Raw genomic sequence first — 18474 nt, 5'->3', positions numbered from 1 at the left:
TGGTGCCAGGTGGCGCGCGATGCGCGAGTCGGCCGAGAGCAGTCCAAAGATGCGCACGCGCAACCAGCGCCAGGAGCGGGCGCGCATGAGGCGCCGGTCACCGACATCGACGCCGTACACCTCGTGCAGATCGGCCTCGATCAGGGGCCACTGGTCGAGGAGTTGGGGCCAGGTCAGCGACGCGTGCGCCGTGCGCGGGCCGGTGCCGGGCGGCCACTCGTACCACTCGAAGAGCCCTGATTCCTCGTCGTATTCGCCCCGCCCGATCGGCGCTCCGCACGGTTCGGGGCCAGCCGAGAAGGGTCGCCACCGGAGAGCCACACGCGCTCGGCGGCGGCCTTGTCCTGCACCACCCACGCAATGGCGGTCCGGGCGGCATGCTTGAGCGCGGGCCACTTCACGCCGTCGGCGAGCATCTGGTCGTAGGCGTCGCCGAGCAAGTCGCGGTAGAGGTCGCCCTCGGCCGCGTCGCCGAGTGCTTCCTCGTCGACCTGCCCGCCGGACGCGGCGACCGCGGCGGCCTGAACGATGGTCTGCACGCGCAGACCGGTTTCCGCCGAGGGCGCCTCGATCGTGTACCGGCGCCCCTTGATCGGGAGGACGAGCGTTTCGTCGAGCAGCTCGTCGAGGGCCTCGAACGCCATCAGGCGGCCACCTCCTTCAGCGTCTTGCCGGTGGCGGCGAGCGTGAGCGTGCCGCCACCCGCGGGCGCGGCCGGGTTGGTGATCGCCTTGCGGGGCCCCTTGCCGGTCAGGGTGACCTTGACGGTGTCGAGGTCGTCGGCCGCGCCGCCGTCCGGCTCCCAGGTGACCAGAGCGAACCCCTCGTACGCCTCGGGGCGGCCCTCGCGGTCGTAGTAGCGCACGTGCACACGCGAGGCGGCACCGAAGCTCTCGGACGCGATCCTGAGCCGCTCCTGTGCGGCGTTGAACACACGGGTCTCCGGGTGGTGGCGGTGGGCGAGCTTGGTCTCGATCGACCAGGCGAGTTCGGTCACCGTGGAGTCCGCCCACCCCTCGTCGTCATACGTCGTGCTCTTCTGCTGGGTCGGTTCGACCTTGGGGGCGAACTCCTGCACCCCAGGGACGAGCGACCACACGGGGGTGGCGGCGGTGCCGGTGTTGAGTTCGAGGCGGTACCGGCGCGCGAGCGCGGTCTCGGTCTCCGCCGGGGGTGTGGGCGTACTCAAGGCGGGTGCTCCTATTCGAGGCGGGGGTGTGGGCGGTTGGCGCGCAGGCGGTAGTTGCTGGTGTGCTCGTGGCGGCCGTTGGCGTCGGCGCCGAGCGAGCCGGACGAGAAGCGCCAGACAAGGGAGATCCGGGCGGATCCGAAGGTGTGGCGGCCGCTGGCGTGCAAGACGGCGAACACGTCGTCGTCCAGGGCGGCGACCTCGCGCGGATCGGGCCCGGCGCGGGTACGGACCTGCACGGCGAGCACGGTGTCGGTGAGCGCGGCCGACTCGTCGACCGGGTATGCGGTCAGCACGATGGCGCGGTCGGGCGCCTCGGGCATGACCGTGTCGGTGATGGCGGTCTCCCCCGCGGCGTAGATGCCGTCGGGCCGGTAGGTGCCTACGCCCTGCGCGGCGAGCAGGCGGGCGAGGCCGTCGACGACGTCGGGGAGAAACGTCACCGCAGAGCCCGCCTGACCTGTGCGGCGATGATCTCGCCGACCGCGTCGGCTTCCTCGGCGAGGGGGCCTTCGAGGTACTTCGCGGTGCGGCCCGCGTCGTGGCGGTAGGTCAGCTCCTCGTGCTGGCGGACCGCGTACGGGGTGTCGTACGACACGGCGGCGGTGAGCGCGCTCTCGTCGACGGTCGCGACTCCGGAGCGTTCGAGGGTGGCCTCTTCGATCGGGACGCGCCGCCGCGAGACTTCGAGGACGTGCTCGGCGGCGAGCCGCAGACCGCGGGCGGCGCCCTGGCGGGTGGCAGCGAGGGCGGCGTCGCCGTTCCAGCGCAGGCGGGTGCGCTGCGTCATTCGCACATCACCTCCGTACTGGCAGGCACCGGGAGGCCCGGCGCGGTGTGGTGGGCGACCGTGAGCGCGGTCGTGGTGCGGCCGTCGGGCAGCGTGATCCTCGACCCAGCCGGGCAGTTGAGATCGGGGGCGGCGATGATCTGCGCCGTCGAAACGGTCTCGGCGCCCGTGCGGTCGCGTACGCGCTTGACGGTTGCGGAGACCAGGGCGCGGGCGGTGGCGGCGGGCCCGTAGCGGGGCCCGTAGGCGGAGGTGCCAAGGTAGGGCTCGATACTCACCTCGTGGCGGAGCAGCCATCCGGGGACGCGGGTCACCAGATCACCCCCGGGAGCAGTCCCGCCCGCTTCAGCGTGCGGTGCGCGCGGGGGCCGAGGTCGACGTCGTCGGGCGCCTGGGGGCCGTCCTTGCGGCCGGACAGGGCGACGGGCCCGATGCTTACGGAGTCCCACCGGCCCGCCGCTCCGGTGCCGTCGTCGCCCGTGGCGAGCTGGTACTCGACCTGAGCACAGACGGCGTCCCGAAGCGCGGCGGCGATGGCTGGGTCGGTGGGCATGCCCGCGTCGTCGGTGAGGTAGACGGCCCGTGCGAGCGTGTCGTCGATGTCCTCGGACGCGCGGGCGAGCAGCCGCTCGGCGTCGGCGGGCGCCGGTTTCCCGGTCCACGCCGTGAGCTGTGCGGGGGTGGCGTAGACACGGCCCACCGGGTCACTCCTCCTTGGTCTTGCTCCGGGATGGCGAACGCCCCGCAGGCTTGGTCTGCGGGGCGTTCGTGGGCTGCGGATCGGGCGGCGGAGCGGGGCTGTCGTCGAGGCGCTCGACGACGTATCCGGCGCCCTGGCAGTAGCCAATGACGGCTATGTCGCTCGTCTCCGCCACGCCGTCGGTGAACGTCAGTCCGGCGGGCCCCTCGCCAGTGAAACCCGGTACGGGCGCAGTGATGCGTACGAGCATTGCGGGCCCCCTCACGCGCTCTTGATGTTGCGGAAGACGGCGGCGGCCCGGGTCGCCTTCAGGACCGGGGCGACGGGGCCGAGTTCGACCTCGCCCGTCTTGACGGCGCCCGCGTTGGTGAAGTCCGGGAGCCACGTCCCCAGCAACGGGGCGCCGCCTCCGACGCTCGCACCGTGGAAGCCGTCGAGGCCGTAGCGGATCGCGTAGAGGTCGCCGAGGCCGGTGACGTTGCCACCTGCGCCGCCCGCGTCGGGGTCGCGGGTCACCAGACTGATCACGTCGGCGTTGCTGCCTGCCTTGCTCTTGAGATCGGCGAGCGGGATGCCGTTGTACGCGGTGACCGGGCGGCCGAACGCGTCGGTGCTCTTGTCGATCTGGTCAGTCCACGCGGCGATGCGCTTGAACAGGGACAGGGTCTTGCGGTTGCCGTAGATCACATCGGGGGTGTCGTCCATGGCGGCGAGCCAGTTGTCGATGTGGGTCTGCGCGGCAAGCGCGCTGGCCTTGTCGTTGACCGCGGTCCAGTCGACGAATCCGGACGTGACGCCATTGGCGAGCGGAAGGTATTCCGTGGCAGTGCCGGTGAGGATCTTCGACAGGCCGTCGAACCCGTTGGTCTCGACGCCCTTGTCACCGTTGATCACCGCGTCGGCGAACTTCGCCCGCGATGCCTTGATGAGCTGCTGCATGTTCAGCGTCACGGCGCCGGACGCGGCCGGGCCGATACGGGAGATCACGCGGTCGATCTGGAAGCTACCGCCGAGCGGCACCAGGTCGACGGTGTAGCGCTGAGACGTGACCTCGGCTGGGGTGTACTCGGAGTTCAGCGCACGGAACGCGGCATCGCGCTGCGTGATCAGTCGCCGGTATCCGTAGGTCAGGGTGTCGCCGCCGGTCGGCGATACGACGTTGTCGAACGTGAGCCGGTCGAGGATGTCGGACGACTTGCGGAACTCGTCGATGACCTGCACATCGATGTCGTCCTGCGCGTTGTTCTTGGCCTCGGCAAGGGAGGTGGCCATGGGCGGTTACTCCTGGGGGTTCAGCCGCCGAGTGCGGCGGCGATGGCGTCGTGAAGGCTGGCGGGCTTGCGGTCGCCGGACGGGGGGCCGTTGAACTCGGCGCCGCCGCGGGCAGGTGCGGTGGTCTTGGCCGCGAGGGCGGGGTTCGTCGCGATGGCTGCCTGTACGGCGGCGCGCACTGCGGTGGTGTCCGCGGGGTCGACCTCGGCGATCGCGGCGGCGAACTGGCGGGAGTCGAGCAGCGCGTCGGGGTCGCCGCCTGCCTCGTGGGCGGTGCGGTAGACGGCGAGTTCGACGGCGGTCTGCCGGGCCTTGGCCTGCTCGTCGGCGAGCTGCTGCGTGAGCTTGGCGGGGTCGGGCGGGGTGTCGTCCTCGACGATGCCGAGGGCCTTGCCGATCTGCTGCGCGAGTTCGCTGCGCGCCTCGTCGGCGGCCTTCTGCTTCGCGGTGACGCGGCTCTTACCGGCCTCGGCGCGGGCATCGGTGAGGGCCTTCTGTGCCCACGGGGGGAGCGTGGATTCATCCTGCTCGGCGCCCTGCTGCGGCGGCGCTGCGGGGTTCGGCGCGGTCGGCTGACTGCCCTGGCCGGTGTTCTGCTCGGCGCCCTGCTGACCGGTTGTGGCGCCCTGCTGTCCGCCCTCGCCCTCACCGCTGGCGTAGACGATGGGAGAGAACGCGGTGAGCGGGTAGGGGTGGGCCCATCCGGCGCCGTCGAGACGGTGGCGGGCAAGGGTGCGCGTGCGCATAGGGGTGCACTCCTGGTGCGTCGGGCCCGCTCCTGGCGGGCGCGTTCGGGCATGCAAAAAGGGGGCCCGCTCCTGGCGGGCCCCCTTCGGGGCGGTACTGCGGTGTTCGGTTGTCAGTCGGCGTCGCCTTGGTCGCCTTGGGCGGCGAGGGGGCGGCGCTCGGCGTAGCCGCGGATCCACGCGGTACGCAGCGTCGAGGTGCTCGGGTACGGGCACGCGGTCGGCGGGTCGCCCCGGTCGCCTGCCTCGCGGCCTGCCGTGACGGCCTTCACGATGTCCTCGCGCGTGCCCATGGCTCCCCTTAGCGCTTGTTCTGGTGGTCCGACTCGTTCTTACGGGCGCGGTCGGCCCCTCGCTGGGCCTTGCCGGTCGCCTGCTCGATGAACTCGGCCTGCGTGAGCCTGCCGTGTTCGGCCCACCACTCTTTCAGCTCGTCGGACGCGCGCGCGTAGGCGATGCGTGCGGGCCCGCTGAACAGGCTTACGGGGCTGTGCCCGGCGGCCTGGGCCTTCTTGTTGAGCAGGTAGCCGCGGCAGTCGTCTTCGGCCTTCAGGTACTGCCGGTAGACGTACTCCTCGTACAGGGCGCGGGCCTCGCGGCGCGTGACCGTGTGCCGCTCGTCCCGCTCGCCCTCGCTCTCGTCCTGGGCGGCGGCGAGGGCGGCGGCCTCGGCGGCGAACGTCTCGTCGTCGGCGAGGCGCCCCCACTGCTCCGGGTCGGGGGCGGGCGCCATGGCCTCGGCGAGGGCGTCGCGGTCGGCGAGCAGGTCCTCGACCGCGTTGCCGGTGTCGGACGGGGGCGGTAGCTCGACGGCGTCGCGGCGGTCCATCTCCGCGGCGATGCGCAGAAGTTCGCCGTTGTCGGCGTACTGCATCGCCCACGCGAGGTCGTCGTCGCCCACCCCGGACAGGTCGGCGAGCAGGTTCCCGCCGGGGAAGAGGCGGGCGAGCAGGTCGCGGCGGGCGGCCTCCGTAGCGATCGCGGCGGCCTCTGGGCCGGTCCCGGCATCCCGGTAGCGGGCGGCGAGCTGCGCGTCGGACAGGCCGATCAAGTCGGGCCGTACGTCGGGGTGTTGTCCGGCGCGGTCGCGGCGGTCGGTCTCGGCCATGATGCGCAACCGGTCGTCCTGGTCGACGTGAGTGAACAGGCGGGCGAGGTCGTCGTCGGACAGGGCGAGCAGATCCTCGGCCAGGCGCCCGCGGGGCGCGGCGCGGTCGAGGAGGGCGGCGAGGTCGCGGCGGTCGGCCTCGGTCTCGATCCGGCGGCGCGCGCGGTCGTCGAGCGGCGTACGCAGCGCGGCGGCGAGCTGGTCGTCGCTCATCTCGCTGACGGTGCGCTCGTCGCCGGACCATACGCGCGCCCGCTCGACCTGATCCGGCGCGGGCGGGCGCGGCGTCGCGGGGAGGTTGCCCGTCCCTTCCTGCTCGCGGTGCCTGAGTCGGCGCAAGTCGGGGTGGGCGGCGAGGTGGTCGCGCATGGCGCCCTGCCAGGCGCGCACTTTGGCGCGGGTGGAGCGCTTCTCCTCGGGGGTGGTGGCGACAGCTTCGCGGCGCTTCCACTTGCGGATGTTCCGCTCGATGGCGCGCTGTCGCTGTCCGGCCTCGTATCCGGCGGGGTCGCTCTCGGCGTCCTCGACCGTGGTCAGTCCCGGGGTGTAAGCAGACACGCTGTGGCGGCAGTTGGGGTGTTGGAATCCGGCGAGGCGGGCCTCGTCGAGCGATCCGGCCACGCGCACGGGCACCATGCGGCCGTCCTCGACGGCGTGCTCGACCTCGACCGTACGTGGTCCTGCGGGCCCGCCGATCGTCAGAAGCTGCCGTTCCCACGGGCGGCACAGGGGGCACTCGCGCGGAGCGTTGCTGACGATGACTAGGTCGACGCCGTGCTCGGTGAGGGTGCGCATGTGTGCCTCGGTCGCGGCCCGCGCGGTCGCGGTCCGTACGGCCATCTCGGCGTAGGAGGGGAGCGACCAGCGTCGGCCCGCGCGGTCGACGAACGCCCGGATCCCGCGATCGGCGAAGGCGCGTAGGGCGTCTTGCACGGCTTGGCGGCGGGTGCCGGTACCGAGCAGGGGCGTTGCGGCCACGGACGCGACGACGGCTCGGAAGCCGTCGACCACGGCCCGCAGAATGCCGCGGTGCGTCGCGGTGACGACGTCGACGGCTTCCTGTGCGAGGCGGTCGACGGCCTGCGCCTGGGGCAGACGGTCGTCGACCAGGCGGCGGGCGTCATCCGACAGGGCACCGAGTTCGGCAACTGCGGCGCGGTGCCCGGTGTTGTACGCCTCGGCGACCGCGTCGAACACGTCGAGCTGGGTCGCCTTGCCCAGCTCCTCGACGACGGCCTGTGCGGCGCGGCGTACTTGCTGGACGGCGGCGAGCTTGGCCTCGATCCATCCGGGCGCGTCGAGCCCTGCGGCGAGCTGGCGCGCGATGATGCCCAACAGCCGTTCCTCGGCCGCGGCGTAGGTGTCGCGCGTCGTCGCGGCCAGATCCTCGACCATGCCCGGGTGGATCGGCACCGCCCACCCCCCATCGTCTCAAGCGGCGAGCGGGTAGGTATCACCCGGGTCCGGTGCATCCGCGGCGCCGGTCTCCCGCAGGATCGCGACGACCTCGCCCTGTACGGCGGTGTCGTCCCACTCGGGGTGCAGGATCTTGACCTTGGTCGAGGTCGACACGGCCCCTGCGCGGGCGAGCAGGTCGAGGGTGGTCGCGGTGGCCTGCTCGGACTCGGCGACACCGTCGCCGAACTCCACGCGCGGGCGCTCGGGTGTGATGCGGCGGCCGAACTGCACCGCGTCGAGCTGTAGTTGCACGTGCGTCATGGCGGCGAGTTCATGGCGCCAGTACCCGGTCTTCTTCTTCCGGGTGACCATGCTGCGTTGGTCGCGGCTGTCGACCTCGGTCGCGGTGACGGCCTGCCCCTCGCCGTCGAGGCCGAAGCTCTGCGGCGAGTATCCGGCGGACTGGGCGGCCTGCCGAGTGAGGGCCTCCGTGGTGGCGCGGTGCTCCTCGACCCGGATCTCGAACTGAGCCAGGGTGATGGTCGCCCCGTCGTTGGGCGGCATCTTCAGGGCCTGCCAGACCTCGCGCTCGTCGTCGAACGATGCGCCGTTGCCGGGGCCCTCGTCGCGGAGGTACCCGTCGGGGACGATCAGGCGGGCGCGGGCGAGGCGGATGTCGCGCATCCACGATGTCCACGTCTCGTCGAGCGCGTCGAACAGGTCGTACAGCGGGGCGGCGTAGTCGCTGCGGCCGAGATCGGAGCCGCGGTGAAGCCGGTTGGGCAGCATGTTGGGCACGTACGCGGCGGTGAGGTCGCGAATGCCGGTAGCGATGCTGACCCCGTCTTCCCCAAGGGAGTCGGCCAGGCTGGCGGTATCGGGGTGCTCGGCAAGCGGGACGGCACGGCCGATGTTGTCGGCGGTGCCCTCGTACAAGGCGTGCAGGATGCGGCCCGGCTCGTGGCGCTCGATGTGGCGCCACACGGTGGCCTCGGTACTGCCGGGCAACTCCCGCCAGAAGTTCACGGCCCGCAGCATGCCGAATCGAAACTCAGGCACGCTGGCGTCGGGCTGCATCACGGTCATGAGCGGCCGGTCAGCGAGTTCCCGGTCCCAGGTGACGCGCAGGAACACCCCGGACAGGGCGGCGGCCTGCTCGGCGGCGCCGAGCAACACCTGTTGCGCGCGGCCCTCGTCGAGCAGCACGTCGAGGCGCGCCTGTGTCGCCGTGTCCTCGACGGTGATCCGGGGCATGTCCGCGAACAGCAGGTCGGCGGAAGTGCTCGCGATGTCGCCGGGCAACGGCACGTGAAGGCGGTGGTCACGGCGGCCGACGCGGTGCTCGGCCGACTTCCTGCCCCACAAGCGGCGGCGCTCGGCGGGCCGCGGGTGGTGGCCGTAGAGACGGGATAGACGGCGCGCATCGCCGGTGTACCACGCGTCGTTGGTACGGATCTCGGCGTAGTACGCGGCCCACTGCGGCGGCGGCCACGCTGCGCCGTTGTCAGGCAGAGGCATTTACTACCTCCAATAGTGGTAGTCGGGCGTATCTTCCACCTCATGAGCGAACAGCCTTATGTGCGCAACGAGTTGAGTGACAGCCACATCAAAGGGCACGTGATCCAGTCCGGGAACATCCACGGTGACGTGGTGATCAATCCGGAAGGAACGCCTCTCAGTCAGGCGGAAGCAGAGGTGCAACGCCGTTGGTACGAGCGGCAGGGCCGCATCCTCGACGCGGAAGACGCACAGCGAGCGGAGTCCCAGCGCAGGGCAGAACAGTTCGTGCGCCACTGCCGTGCCAAGCAACGCGTCAATACGGTATTCATGCTGATCGGGCTCGTGACCGCAGTTACAGCGGGCCTGGTGCATCCCGGCTTTGTGTTGCTCGCAATCCTGTTCGGGGTGCCAGGCGCAATTGGGTGGGTCCGCTACACGCGAGTTGTCAGAAAGTGGGATGCGGGAAATGCGATCAAGGTTCCGCGTTCCCGGCTGATGTGGTGAGCAGGTGTCGCCACTCGTGCGCGGTGGAGTGGACGACGTACCGAAGTGCGTCGGCGCTGTGGTCGTCGACCTTGATCGGGGCGTCCGTGCCGCGCTCGGTCGCTCTCGGGTCCCAGGAGTAGGCGGGGAGTTCGGCGAGCAGGCCCTCGCACGAGTCGTGGACGAGCAGGCGGTCGGCGGCGAGCAGGCTCGACACGGACCGGATGCCGTCGGAGACGTCGTTGGTGGCGCGGGCGAGGCCGGGGTGTCCGTCCTGCCACATCTGCGTGGAGAACGATGCGGCGCTCGGGTCTATGAACGTCCACTCTGGCGTGACGTCGAGCGTGGCGAGCCAGGAGCGGACGGCGGCGCTGTATTGCGCGTCGGTCATGCTGCGGTGTGTGGCGCGGGAGTCGTGGCGCCACTCGGCGCACACGTACAGGCGTCCGTCGGTGCCCTCGCCGAGCAGGAGCGCGGAGAAGGGGTTGGTGGTGCCGTAGTCCACGCCGAGCCAGTGCTGACGCATGTCGGGGAGCGCGGTCACGACGTGGCGGGTCTCGTCCCACATGTCGTAGATGGCGCCCTCGGCGACCACCCACGCGCCGTCGATCATGCGGCGGCGCCACAGGCCGACGTACTCGGCGGTGAGGTCGGCAACGTACTCGGGCGACAGGCTCGGGTTGTCGGCGAGGCGGAAGTGCCAGGCTCTCAGGTTGAGTTCGCCCGCGCGGTCGAGGTACTGGACCTTGAGCCAGTGGCGCGGGCTGTCCGGGTTGGTCGTGGCGTACAGGCGCGCGCCGGGCACGGAGAGGCGGGCGAGTAGCTGAGTCCAGAATCCCTCAGGCATGAGGGTGGCCTCGTCGACGTACGCGAGCTGCGCCGTCAAGCCGCGTAGGCGGCCCTCGGCGCGGGCGTCCGCGGCGCCGATCAGGTGGACGGTGCGGCCGAGGATCGTCGCTGTGGTCGCGCCTCGGGTGTGCACGATGTGCCGGGCCAACGGTCCGAACAGCGAGCGATCTTGCAAGGGTTCCAGCGCGTTGCGTTCGATCGTCTGGAGGCTGCGCCCGCAGATGATGATCAGGCCGGATGGTCCGGCGGTGGCAACGGCGATGACGAACGCCAGGAGCGAGGCGATCGTCTTCCCGCTGCGCACGCTGCCGTGCCAGAGGTTGATGCGGGCGGTGGCCTGCCCGATGCTGCGCAACTGCTTGCGGGACAGGGGCAGGCGGTCGAGGTCGAGCACAGGCTCACCCCCCGGCGTCGCCCCCGTCGTCGTCGGGGGCCTGGTCGTCGTTGGTGGCCTGTGCCAGTGCCTCGCCGAGGGTGCCGAGCATCGACCGCACCTGGTCGGCGTCGTCGCCGCCCTCGACGGGGGCGAGCTTGAGTGACTGCTGTACGGCGGTGGCGGTGGCGGCGATGATCTGCCGCTGGTCGGCGAAGCGTGGGCGGTCGAGGTAGGTCTCGTGCCACTCGCCGTCGCGCCCTGCGAACTCGCCGTACGTGCAGCGCTCCCAGAGTTGGGCGCGCAGGCGCTCGGCGTCGGTGTGCAGTGCCTCGGCGAGCAGGGAGCGGCGGGCGGCGAGGTCGATGCGGCGCGCCTCGGTGGCGGCGACGACTTCGGGCCCGCGCTCGAAGGTGAGCGGCGGCGAGCACTCGGCGGCGATCTTCGACACGGTCGAGGGTGACCGCCGGATGGTGCGGGCGATCTCGTTGCGGGACTGGCCCCGGGCGTGGAGGTGTCGCACCTGCTCGCGGTCGCTGTCGTCGATTGGTCGAGCCATGGGGCGGTCACCTCCTCGCCCGGGGCCAGGCATGCAGAACGCCCCGCCGCGGGGGGAGCGGCGGGGCGTTCAGGGGGGCGTCCGTTTCCGGGCACGCCGAAGACGGGTCCAACATTAGGTCACGGAACGATAACGACGCAAGTTCGTGCGAGTGACCTCACGCGCGCGCGGGCCGCTGCGCGTCCGGTCGCTGCGGCCCTGTCGGACGGCCGAGCAGGGTCTCGCCGTACGCGGTGGGCAGGTGCGCACCGGGTGGCGGACCGGCGAGCCTGCGCCTGGCCAGGTGCGGCGGACGTGCGTCCGACGCGTCATACCCGCCGGTCACCGGCTCGGGTGTGGCCTGCTGGTGCAGCTGGTAGGCGAGCACCTGCGGCGCGGTCCCTTCCGGGCACACGCCGTTGGCCCATCCGACGCGGTAGATGTCGGCGAGGTGTCCGACGGCCTGTCGGACGGCGTCGCTGAAGTTGGCGCCCGTGCTCATCAGAACGGCGAGGTCGGCCGCGAGGGTCTCGTCGATGCGGACCGAGGGCCGCTCTCCTGCCTTCGGCGGGCCCTGCTTCTTGGTCTGGTTAGGGTGGGCGTTAGCCACGGGGGTTGCTCCCGTCGGTGAGTCGGGCCCGTATGGCGGTGAGGTCGCCGGATCGGGCCCGCGCTGTTGTGTGGTGGGTTACTGCTCGTCCGGGGTGTGCTCGTACCGGAAGAGGGCGGCGTCGTCGGGGCCCTGCTCGCCCTCCCAGATCAGGACGCGGGTCTTGTGCTCTGCGGGCCCGTGGCCGCCGTTCTCGATGATCGACTTGGCGAGGTGAGACTCGCACCCCTCCGGGCCGGTGTCTGTCCCGCTCTCCCACACTCGCCAGCCCTCGCCGTCGGGGCCGTTGAACAGGTCGAGGCGCCAGTCGTAGAGCACGTGTCCCGCGGGGAGCCGCTTCGCTACCTCGGCGCGATTCGCGGCGGCACGGTCGTGCTCGAACTCCTCAAAGGCGAGCAGCATGTCGCGCTGAAACCGGTCGGTAGGGGACGTGGCGCCTTCGGCTGAACGCTCGCGCAAGATGCGGTAGACGTACGACGGCGTGAGGTCGCTCAAGCGGGCGATGTCCGGCGCCTTGATGCCCGCGTCCCCGGCCATTTTGATCATCTGGGGCGTCTGCTCGACGGCCTTCTCGCCCGCCTTGCGCGTGTCGGCGATCTGCGCGAGGGCGAGCGCGTGCGGCCGCTGCTCCGTGGGGAAGCGCGCTTCGATGTCGGCTTCGCGCTCGGCGAGACGCTGGGCCCTGCGCCCGCGTCGCACGCTGCGCACGATCTCGCCGGACGACCAGGCGGAGGGCTCGTGCTTGGTGATGGCGCCGAGCAGGTCGAGGGCGAGGGCGGCGAGCTGCGGGCGCTCGTCGAGCAGATCGGCGAGGGCGGCCCGGGTGGCGTCCGGGTCGGGCGCGCGGGTGAACTCGACGCCGTGCTCCTCGACCGTCTGCGGGTCTTCGTTGCTCATGCGTGCTGCTCCTGTCGGTGTGGTGAGAGGCCCGCCCTCGGGCGAGGGCGGGCCGGTTGGTGTTACGCGGGTCGCCACGCCATGACGCATCGGCGGGTGCGCGGCTCGATCTTCCATCCGGCGGCGCTCAGCCTGTCGGCGCCGATCTTCAGCTCGACGGCCCACGGCTTACCCTCGCGGGTCACGTAGCGGCCGGACTCAACCCAGTACAGGGCGATGCGGCCGTGTCCGCGGGGCTCGGCGAGGAATCCCCACGCGTCGGGCTGGTGGTCGGGCTCGCCGGGCTCGGCGGCGATGTCGGCGTGGTCGGTGATCTCGGCGAGGCGAAGGTTGCCGAGGGCGGCGACGGCGGCGAGGGCGTCGGGGTCGGCCGAGTGCTTGGGCGCGGTGCCCTTCGTGCGGCCGTTGTGGGCGACGATCACGCCCTCGACGACGTGACGCTCGGGGGGCTGCTCGCCGGTCCGGGCGGCGATCCGAGCCGTAACGGTCGCCGGGGCCGGTACGCCGTGGGCGGCGATCTGGTCGTCGGTCGCGGCCCGGTCGTCGGCGCGATCGTCGTCGGCCTTGGCCTTGATGCGGTCGAGGGCGGCACGCTGCTGCTTGCGGACAGTGGAAGCCGGGGCGGTGGCGAGGTCGTCGAACAATGCGCCCTGCTCGATGGCGGGCTCGACGGTGAACAGGGTCTCGCCGACCGGCTGCTCGCCGATCCACTCGCCCCGCCATGTGCCCTCGCTCGCTTCGGTCTCGGTTACCAGGGCGGCGGCCTGCTGCGCCTCGGCGTCGGCGAGGGCCTGCTCGGCTGCGGCCTGGGCGTCCTTCCATCTGTTCAGTAGGGCCATGACGTCGGGGAGGTACAGGGTGGGGCGCATGCCCAGGGCGGGGAACATGATGTGCACCTCGCGTTCCCCGTGGCGGATGTGGGTGGCGACTGCGGCGCGGACGCGGGTGACGGCGTCGGCGGTGGTGTGTCCGCTGTAGGCGAGGGCGTGCAGGTCATCGCGGGTGAGGGTGGTCTCGGGGCCTTCCTCGGTGACGCGGACGCGGAGGGCGGCGCCCGGGGACATCTCGCGGACGACTTGGCGGACGGCGGCCACGGCCAGCGGGTAGGCGGTGGCCGAACGGGAGTCGGCGAGCTGCTGGCGGCGCTCGGCGCGCTGCGCGGCGGTCGGCGTGAGGGTGCTCGCCGGGCGCCGGATCCACGTCCACGGATCGACCAGCGTGCCGGGCACCGATTCCGACTCGTCGGCCGGGGTTTCGGCCTGCTCGGCGGTCTCGGCGAGGTCGACCGCGGCGGCGGCGAGGCGCTGCTCGGCGGCGATGTGCTTGCGGGCGTGTCCGGCCTGCTCGGTCCACTTCTGTGCGGCCCTGCGCTCGGCGGCGGTCGCGTCCTCCGCGCCGAGCAGGGCGTCGGCGTACTCGCTGATGACGTTGAGGACGTCGGTGGACATGGGCTTGATGATCAGGGTGCGTCCTCGGCCGCGGCGTCCGGCGTCGAGGGCCTCGCGGGTGGCTTTGCTCGCGGGGTCGTGGTCGTCGTCGCCGGTGGCGAGGTTGGTGTCGGCGAGGTGGTCGGCGAGGGCGCCGGGGATCGTGACCTCACCGGAGCGCGGGGCGGCGGGCGCGGTCGGCGCGGTCTGCTCGACCGTGGCGGCCTGCGTGGCGGCGGCGTCGAGCTTCTGCACGCACCGGGCGTGAACGGTGAACGCCGTGCCGTCCTCGTACCAGGCGCGGGTGTTCCAGCTGTCGCGAATCGTGGTGTCCGAGCGCGGCCGGATGCTGCGGTTGCACAGGGCGCGGCCCTCGGAGTTGAAGGCGTGCGCGGTGAAGCCGCTGTGCGTGGTTGACCAGATGGTGTCGGTGTCGGGGTTGTACGTGCCCATGGGGGTTGCTCCCGTGGTTGGTGGTGCCGGGTGAGGTCCGGCGGCCGAGTGAGGTTCGGCGTAGGCGCCACTGTACGGGGTTCACAACTCAGTACACAAGAGGATGTGGGGGCGCCCCGAAAATCAACTCGCCGCAAAATTGGCGCACTTGGGGCCCGACGTCCTACGGTCGTCATCAACCCGCCAAGACGGCGAGGGCCAAGCCCCGGGGCGGCCCGCCAAACGCCCCGTATCCGGGCGACTCCTAGCCAGAGTCGCCCGGATTCGTCGTTTCAGGCGGCGGCCCGCTGCTCCTCGGAAGCGGCCTGTAGGGCTACCCACAGACCGACCAGGGCGGGCCCTCGCCACGCTCGGCGGCCTCGCTCGGCGTCGACCGGTGCCGGGCACGAGGGGCCGGTCGAGCAGGTCGCCACGGCGGCGCGCGGGTCGCCTCCGCCGTTGTGCACGGTGATGAGGCCCGCGTGGCAGAACGGGCACGCCCCGTCGAGGGTGAGCGTCCGGGCGGTGCGGCCGAGGGCGCCCTCGACGCGTAGGCGCGCGGCGCGGGCGACGTCGGCGACCTGGTCGACCAGGGGCGCGGGGGTGGAGGCGAACAGGTCGCGGTCGGCGTCGTCGAGGGCGCGGCCCCCGAGCCACACTGCGGCCCAGTGCAGGCCGAACGCGCGCGACCCGGCCGAGGTGAGCGTTGCCGGGCCCGCGTCGCGGTACGTGGGCACGTGCCACAGACGGGGGTCGCTCGGATCGGCGCCGAGGGACCACCTGCCGTGACGGTCGCGGGCGGGAAGCTGCACGCGCTCGGCGACGGCGTCGCACATGTCGAAGACGTCGCGCTCGACGGCGAGGGCGGCGTCGAGCGCGCGGAGGTTCGCCGGTGCGGGGTGCTCGCGGATGGTGAGCGGCAGGCGGCCGATGGTGGCCTCGTCGAGGGCCTGGTCGTCGTGCCGGTCGTCGGCGGCGAGCTGGTCGAGGAAACCTTTCCGCTCGTACGGCATCCAATCGGCTCTGCGGGGTGGCTCGGCGATGGCGGCGAGCAGGTCGCCCCACTGCTCGCGGACGGCGGCGAGGTCGTCGGCGGCGCGCTGGCCGTGAGTGGTCGTCATGCGGCGTGCTCCTGCTCGTTGCTGTTGGCGAGGGCCTGCTCGATGCGGGCGGCGTAGTAGACGGCGGCGCCCGGGGGTGATCCGGCGCGCATGCGGGCGGCGAGGGCGCGCACGCGCTCGACGGCCTGCACGAGGGGGAGTTCGGTGGCCATGGCGGCACGGTCGGCGTGGCGGTCGCGGCGGGCGGCGAGCCATGCGAGGCGGTACCGGGCGGCTCGGTGCTCGGCTTCGGTGGCTGGGTTGGCGGTGGGGATGTCAAACATGACGGGGCTGTCGTCTCCGTCGACGGCACGGCGGACGGCATCGGCGGCCGTCGCGGTGCGGACGGTGACGGGCAAACGGCGCTCCCAGTCATCGGTCATCTCCCGGATGCGGTCGAGGCGCGTCGCGTTGGCCTCGGCCTGTTCGCGGTAGTGGTTGACGGTGCGTTGCATGGTGGCCCTGACGCGGCGGGCCCGCTCCTTGATGGTGGCGAGGGCGATGTCGTGGTCGCGCTGCTGCTCGGCGAGGCGGGCGTCGGTGGTGTCGGCGTGGTCGAGCATGCGGCCGTGGATGCGTGCGGCGGCGGGGGACAGTCCGTCGTGTTCGGCGACGGCGGCGAGGGCGTCGCCGAGGGACTGGGCGGTGCGGACGCGGGCGAGGACGGCGAGCACCTGGTCGACGCGGTCGTACGCCCCGCGGTACCGGCGGCGAGTCTCGGCGAGGGCCTGCTCGACGGGGGCGAGGGCCTGCTCGGCGCGGTCGGCGCGCTGCTCGGCCTCGACGATCGCGGTGTCGGCGGCCTCGCGGTGCTGTTCGAGGGTGCGCGTCGTGCCTGCCATGGCGCGGCGGGTCTCGTCGGCGAGGTGCTGCTCGGTGCGGACGTGCTGGGCGAGTAGGGCGCCCTCGGCGGGGGACAGGACGCCCCGTTGGGCGCGGGCGAGCAGGATGTCGGCGACGGCCCGGCGGTCGTCGCGGTCGCGGGTACGGCCCTTGGGGGCGCGCTGCTGGGGGCGGGGGCTCATGTGGGCTGCTGCTCCTGGGCGTCGTCGAGGGTGGGGTGTCCGGGCGGTGCGGGGCGCGGCTGGTGGGCGAGGGCGAACAGGTCGCCGCCGTGGGCCCGGACGTCGGGCGGCTGCTGTCTGCGTCGGCACGTGGGCCCATATCCGTCGGGCGAGGGTGCGCGGAGCGGGCGGCGGCACGCCCGACACGTCCGGGCGGCGGTCACGGCTCGACCTGGTCGCCTGCTGCCTCGGCGAGGGTCTGCTCGTCGGCGAGGCGGTCGGCGTACGTCCGGATGGTGCGGCGGGCGGAGCTGTAGCCGGTGAGCAGGCCGCGGGAGCCGCGGTTGAGTCCCCATCGGGTCCGGGTCTCGTCGCGCTCGGCCTCGACCAGGGCGGCGAGCTGCTGGGCGTGGGCGGTCAGGATGATGCGGGCGGCGGCGAGGGCCTGCTCGGGGGTACGCGTCGCGGTGGTGTCGAGCAGGACGTCGCGGAGCGTGGCGAGCACCTGGTCGCGGTCGTCGGCGTTGAACGCGAGGGCGGCGCGCACGTCGTCGGCGGAGAGCGGGGCGGGCTGCTCGTCGGCGACCAGGTGCTCGGCGACGTGGTCGAGCAAGGTGTCGAGCGAGGCGGGGCGGGCGGCGGTCATGGTGGGGCGCTCCTGTCCGTGAACTGCGTTACTGCTGCGGCTGGTTGGTGGCAAGGTCGACTTGGCGGCCGTCCGTGTGGTGGCGGTACCAGCCGGGGCGGCCGTCCGTGTGGTGGCGGTACCAGCCGGGGCGGCCGGGGATGGCGACGGGCGGCCATCCGGGCGTGGCGATGACCGGTGTCTGCTCGGCGGGTGGCGGCGTCACGGTGAGGGCGCTCCGGTTGTCAGTGGTGGGCGGTATCGCGTGCGGGCCCGCGCGTGGGCGGGCCCGCGTCCGGTCGCGGCGAGGGCTTAGAACGGGGGCTCGGCGCTGTATCCCTGGCGGGGTTGCTGCGTGCTCCACGGGTCGCCCTGGGGTGCTCCGTAGCCCTGCTGGGCGCCCTGCTGGCCGTATCCCTGGGCGGGCTGTTGGCCGTTCTGGGCGCTGTTCTTGGTGACTTGGGCGCTGGCGTTCTTGAGCGCGGGGCCGACGTCCTCGGCCTGGATCTCGTACGAGGAACGGGTCTGTCCGTCCTTCTCGTACTGCCGCTGTCCGAGGCGTCCGACGACGATCACGCGGTCGCCGCGGCGGATCGTTTCGGCGACGTTTTCGGCCTGCTGGCGCCACACGGAGACGGACAGGAACAGGGGGTCACCGTCCTTCCATTCGTTCGTGGTGCGGTCGAACGTGCGGGGCGTGCTGGCTACGCGGAAGTTCGCCACCGCGGCGCCGGACGGGGTGAATCGCAACTCGGGGTCGGCAACGACGTTGCCGACGACGGTGATCGGGGTCTCTCCAGCCATTACGCGGCGGTCCTCTCGGGGGTGGGGGCGGTGCGGAGTCGGATGGGCTCAACGGGGGCGAGGCGGGTCTCGCGGGCGCGGGCGCGGGCGGCGCGGGCGGACGCGTTCTTGCACGCCCGGCACTTCCTCGTGCCGTTCTTCGCGTGGATGGTGTTCGCCTGGTCGTAGGCGTGGTTCGCGGGGCAGTGCGTGACGGCGGCTCTCTGCGCGACGTGGTTCGTCGAGCGGAGGATGTTCGTGCGGTGCGTGACGGCTTCGAGGTGGTCGGGGGCGACGCATGCGCGGCGGCGGCAACGGTGATCGACCTCAAGGCCGTTGGGTATCGGGCCGTTGGCCTGCTCGTACGCGTAGCGGTGAGCCTTGACGGTGCGGTCGTGCCAGAAGGTGCCGTAGCCCTTTTCGTTCTGGCTTCCGTCCCACAGGTGGCAGGGGCCGGGGCAGTCCCGACGGAGTGACCAGGGGCCCGCGGGGTTCACCTTGGCGGCGAACCGCTGGGCGGGGGTGAGCCGATCCATGGATGTACCTCCGTCGGGATGTAGTCAGACCTTCCATGGAAGGTTCGAACCTTCCATGGAAGGAAGATAGTGCACAGGGGGCGGCGCGGGCCATTCCGATTTCCGCCCCCTGCG

24 protein-coding genes are annotated in these 18474 nt (G+C 72.3%); 1 reads left to right on the top strand and 23 read right to left on the bottom strand.

Going from position 1 to position 18474, the window contains the following annotated elements; translation table 11 throughout:
* Positions 1–173: 173 nt before the first annotated feature.
* From C9F11_RS20240 to C9F11_RS20185, 12 genes are all read right to left on the bottom strand, one after another.
* Positions 174–644, bottom strand: coding sequence for a hypothetical protein (locus C9F11_RS20240; RefSeq protein WP_138960606.1), 471 nt, complete (start codon positions 642–644; stop codon positions 174–176).
* Positions 644–1189: a hypothetical protein gene (locus C9F11_RS20235; RefSeq protein ID WP_138960605.1), complete on the bottom strand. Its 546-nt coding sequence runs from the start codon at positions 1187–1189 to the stop codon at positions 644–646. The genes C9F11_RS20240 and C9F11_RS20235 overlap by 1 nt, the downstream gene beginning before the upstream one ends.
* Before the next feature lie 11 nt (positions 1190–1200).
* Positions 1201–1632, bottom strand: a complete 432-nt coding sequence (locus C9F11_RS20230) for a minor capsid protein (RefSeq protein ID WP_138960604.1) — start codon at positions 1630–1632, stop codon at positions 1201–1203.
* Positions 1629–1979, bottom strand: a complete 351-nt coding sequence (locus tag C9F11_RS20225; protein WP_138960603.1) for a hypothetical protein — start codon at positions 1977–1979, stop codon at positions 1629–1631. The genes C9F11_RS20230 and C9F11_RS20225 overlap by 4 nt, the downstream gene beginning before the upstream one ends.
* The gene (locus tag C9F11_RS20220; protein WP_138960602.1) at positions 1976–2293 is read right to left on the bottom strand and encodes a hypothetical protein; all 318 of its coding nucleotides are present in this window, start codon (positions 2291–2293) and stop codon (positions 1976–1978) included. Before C9F11_RS20220 ends, C9F11_RS20225 begins: the two co-directional genes overlap by 4 nt.
* On the bottom strand, positions 2290–2679 hold the full coding sequence (locus C9F11_RS20215) for a hypothetical protein (protein WP_138960601.1): 390 nt from the start codon (positions 2677–2679) through the stop codon (positions 2290–2292). The genes C9F11_RS20220 and C9F11_RS20215 overlap by 4 nt, the downstream gene beginning before the upstream one ends.
* A 4-nt stretch (positions 2680–2683) precedes the next feature.
* On the bottom strand, positions 2684–2929 hold the full coding sequence (locus C9F11_RS20210; RefSeq protein WP_138960600.1) for a hypothetical protein: 246 nt from the start codon (positions 2927–2929) through the stop codon (positions 2684–2686).
* An 11-nt stretch (positions 2930–2940) separates the two neighbouring features.
* Positions 2941–3951, bottom strand: a complete 1011-nt coding sequence (locus C9F11_RS20205) for a major capsid protein (RefSeq protein WP_138960599.1) — start codon at positions 3949–3951, stop codon at positions 2941–2943.
* Between the two features lie 20 nt (positions 3952–3971).
* Positions 3972–4697: a hypothetical protein gene (locus tag C9F11_RS20200; protein ID WP_138960598.1), complete on the bottom strand. Its 726-nt coding sequence runs from the start codon at positions 4695–4697 to the stop codon at positions 3972–3974.
* 113 nt (positions 4698–4810) lie between these two features.
* Positions 4811–4990, bottom strand: a complete 180-nt coding sequence (locus tag C9F11_RS20195) for an Rmf/CrpP fold protein (RefSeq protein ID WP_138960597.1) — start codon at positions 4988–4990, stop codon at positions 4811–4813.
* A gap of 8 nt (positions 4991–4998) precedes the next feature.
* Positions 4999–7200: a phage minor capsid protein gene (locus C9F11_RS20190; RefSeq protein ID WP_138966757.1), complete on the bottom strand. Its 2202-nt coding sequence runs from the start codon at positions 7198–7200 to the stop codon at positions 4999–5001.
* A 36-nt stretch (positions 7201–7236) separates the two neighbouring features.
* Positions 7237–8721: a phage portal protein gene (locus C9F11_RS20185; protein ID WP_138960596.1), complete on the bottom strand. Its 1485-nt coding sequence runs from the start codon at positions 8719–8721 to the stop codon at positions 7237–7239.
* Positions 8722–8763: 42 nt separating this feature from the next.
* On the opposite strand from C9F11_RS20185, the gene C9F11_RS20180 reads away from it, so the two are divergent.
* Complete coding sequence (locus tag C9F11_RS20180; protein ID WP_138960595.1) at positions 8764–9207, top strand: hypothetical protein; 444 nt, start codon at positions 8764–8766, stop codon at positions 9205–9207.
* On the opposite strand, the gene C9F11_RS20175 is transcribed toward C9F11_RS20180, so the two are convergent.
* From C9F11_RS20175 to C9F11_RS20130, 11 genes are all read right to left on the bottom strand, one after another.
* Complete coding sequence (locus tag C9F11_RS20175) at positions 9176–10429, bottom strand: PBSX family phage terminase large subunit (protein ID WP_138960594.1); 1254 nt, start codon at positions 10427–10429, stop codon at positions 9176–9178. The two genes, C9F11_RS20180 and C9F11_RS20175, sit on opposite strands and share 32 nt — an antisense overlap.
* 4 nt (positions 10430–10433) lie before the next feature.
* Positions 10434–10967, bottom strand: coding sequence for a helix-turn-helix domain-containing protein (locus tag C9F11_RS20170; RefSeq protein ID WP_138960593.1), 534 nt, complete (start codon positions 10965–10967; stop codon positions 10434–10436).
* A 157-nt stretch (positions 10968–11124) separates the two neighbouring features.
* Complete coding sequence (locus C9F11_RS20165; RefSeq protein ID WP_138960592.1) at positions 11125–11556, bottom strand: hypothetical protein; 432 nt, start codon at positions 11554–11556, stop codon at positions 11125–11127.
* Between the two features lie 78 nt (positions 11557–11634).
* Complete coding sequence (locus C9F11_RS20160) at positions 11635–12453, bottom strand: hypothetical protein (protein ID WP_138960591.1); 819 nt, start codon at positions 12451–12453, stop codon at positions 11635–11637.
* Between the two features lie 62 nt (positions 12454–12515).
* Entirely contained in the window at positions 12516–14333 is a 1818-nt protein-coding gene (locus C9F11_RS20155) for a hypothetical protein (protein WP_138960590.1), read from the bottom strand.
* A 272-nt stretch (positions 14334–14605) separates the two neighbouring features.
* Positions 14606–15433 (bottom strand): hypothetical protein, encoded by an 828-nt coding sequence (locus tag C9F11_RS20150; protein WP_138960589.1) that lies wholly within the window; start codon positions 15431–15433, stop codon positions 14606–14608.
* A complete protein-coding gene (locus tag C9F11_RS20145; RefSeq protein ID WP_138960588.1) occupies positions 15430–16437 on the bottom strand; it encodes a hypothetical protein in 1008 nt (335 codons plus the stop codon). The genes C9F11_RS20150 and C9F11_RS20145 overlap by 4 nt, the downstream gene beginning before the upstream one ends.
* A gap of 199 nt (positions 16438–16636) precedes the next feature.
* Complete coding sequence (locus tag C9F11_RS20140) at positions 16637–17062, bottom strand: hypothetical protein (protein WP_138960587.1); 426 nt, start codon at positions 17060–17062, stop codon at positions 16637–16639.
* A gap of 28 nt (positions 17063–17090) precedes the next feature.
* Positions 17091–17267 carry a hypothetical protein gene (locus C9F11_RS47440; protein WP_171075582.1) on the bottom strand — a complete coding sequence of 59 codons (177 nt, stop codon included), beginning with the start codon at positions 17265–17267 and terminating at the stop codon, positions 17091–17093.
* An 86-nt stretch (positions 17268–17353) separates the two neighbouring features.
* Positions 17354–17845 carry a single-stranded DNA-binding protein gene (locus C9F11_RS20135; protein WP_138960586.1) on the bottom strand — a complete coding sequence of 164 codons (492 nt, stop codon included), beginning with the start codon at positions 17843–17845 and terminating at the stop codon, positions 17354–17356.
* Complete coding sequence (locus tag C9F11_RS20130) at positions 17845–18360, bottom strand: HNH endonuclease signature motif containing protein (protein ID WP_138960585.1); 516 nt, start codon at positions 18358–18360, stop codon at positions 17845–17847. The genes C9F11_RS20135 and C9F11_RS20130 overlap by 1 nt, the downstream gene beginning before the upstream one ends.
* Positions 18361–18474 lie beyond the last annotated feature (114 nt).

Source organism: Streptomyces sp. YIM 121038, from assembly GCF_006088715.1.
Lineage (GTDB): Bacteria > Actinomycetota > Actinomycetes > Streptomycetales > Streptomycetaceae > Streptomyces.
This window is presented reverse-complemented; position numbering and strand designations above follow the sequence as displayed.

Coding starts and splice junctions, on each gene's coding strand:
- C9F11_RS20240 (WP_138960606.1), bottom strand. CDS start 644: ATGGCGTTCGAGGCCCTCGACGAGCTGCTCGACGAAACGCTCGTCCTC.
- C9F11_RS20225 (WP_138960603.1), bottom strand. CDS start 1,979: ATGACGCAGCGCACCCGCCTGCGCTGGAACGGCGACGCCGCCCTCGCT.
- C9F11_RS20210 (WP_138960600.1), bottom strand. CDS start 2,929: ATGCTCGTACGCATCACTGCGCCCGTACCGGGTTTCACTGGCGAGGGG.
- C9F11_RS20205 (WP_138960599.1), bottom strand. CDS start 3,951: ATGGCCACCTCCCTTGCCGAGGCCAAGAACAACGCGCAGGACGACATC.
- C9F11_RS20200 (WP_138960598.1), bottom strand. CDS start 4,697: ATGCGCACGCGCACCCTTGCCCGCCACCGTCTCGACGGCGCCGGATGG.
- C9F11_RS20195 (WP_138960597.1), bottom strand. CDS start 4,990: ATGGGCACGCGCGAGGACATCGTGAAGGCCGTCACGGCAGGCCGCGAG.
- C9F11_RS20190 (WP_138966757.1), bottom strand. CDS start 7,200: ATGGTCGAGGATCTGGCCGCGACGACGCGCGACACCTACGCCGCGGCC.
- C9F11_RS20185 (WP_138960596.1), bottom strand. CDS start 8,721: ATGCCTCTGCCTGACAACGGCGCAGCGTGGCCGCCGCCGCAGTGGGCC.
- C9F11_RS20180 (WP_138960595.1), top strand. CDS start 8,764: ATGAGCGAACAGCCTTATGTGCGCAACGAGTTGAGTGACAGCCACATC.
- C9F11_RS20170 (WP_138960593.1), bottom strand. CDS start 10,967: ATGGCTCGACCAATCGACGACAGCGACCGCGAGCAGGTGCGACACCTC.
- C9F11_RS20160 (WP_138960591.1), bottom strand. CDS start 12,453: ATGAGCAACGAAGACCCGCAGACGGTCGAGGAGCACGGCGTCGAGTTC.
- C9F11_RS20155 (WP_138960590.1), bottom strand. CDS start 14,333: ATGGGCACGTACAACCCCGACACCGACACCATCTGGTCAACCACGCAC.
- C9F11_RS20150 (WP_138960589.1), bottom strand. CDS start 15,433: ATGACGACCACTCACGGCCAGCGCGCCGCCGACGACCTCGCCGCCGTC.
- C9F11_RS20145 (WP_138960588.1), bottom strand. CDS start 16,437: ATGAGCCCCCGCCCCCAGCAGCGCGCCCCCAAGGGCCGTACCCGCGAC.
- C9F11_RS20140 (WP_138960587.1), bottom strand. CDS start 17,062: ATGACCGCCGCCCGCCCCGCCTCGCTCGACACCTTGCTCGACCACGTC.
- C9F11_RS20135 (WP_138960586.1), bottom strand. CDS start 17,845: ATGGCTGGAGAGACCCCGATCACCGTCGTCGGCAACGTCGTTGCCGAC.
- C9F11_RS20130 (WP_138960585.1), bottom strand. CDS start 18,360: ATGGATCGGCTCACCCCCGCCCAGCGGTTCGCCGCCAAGGTGAACCCC.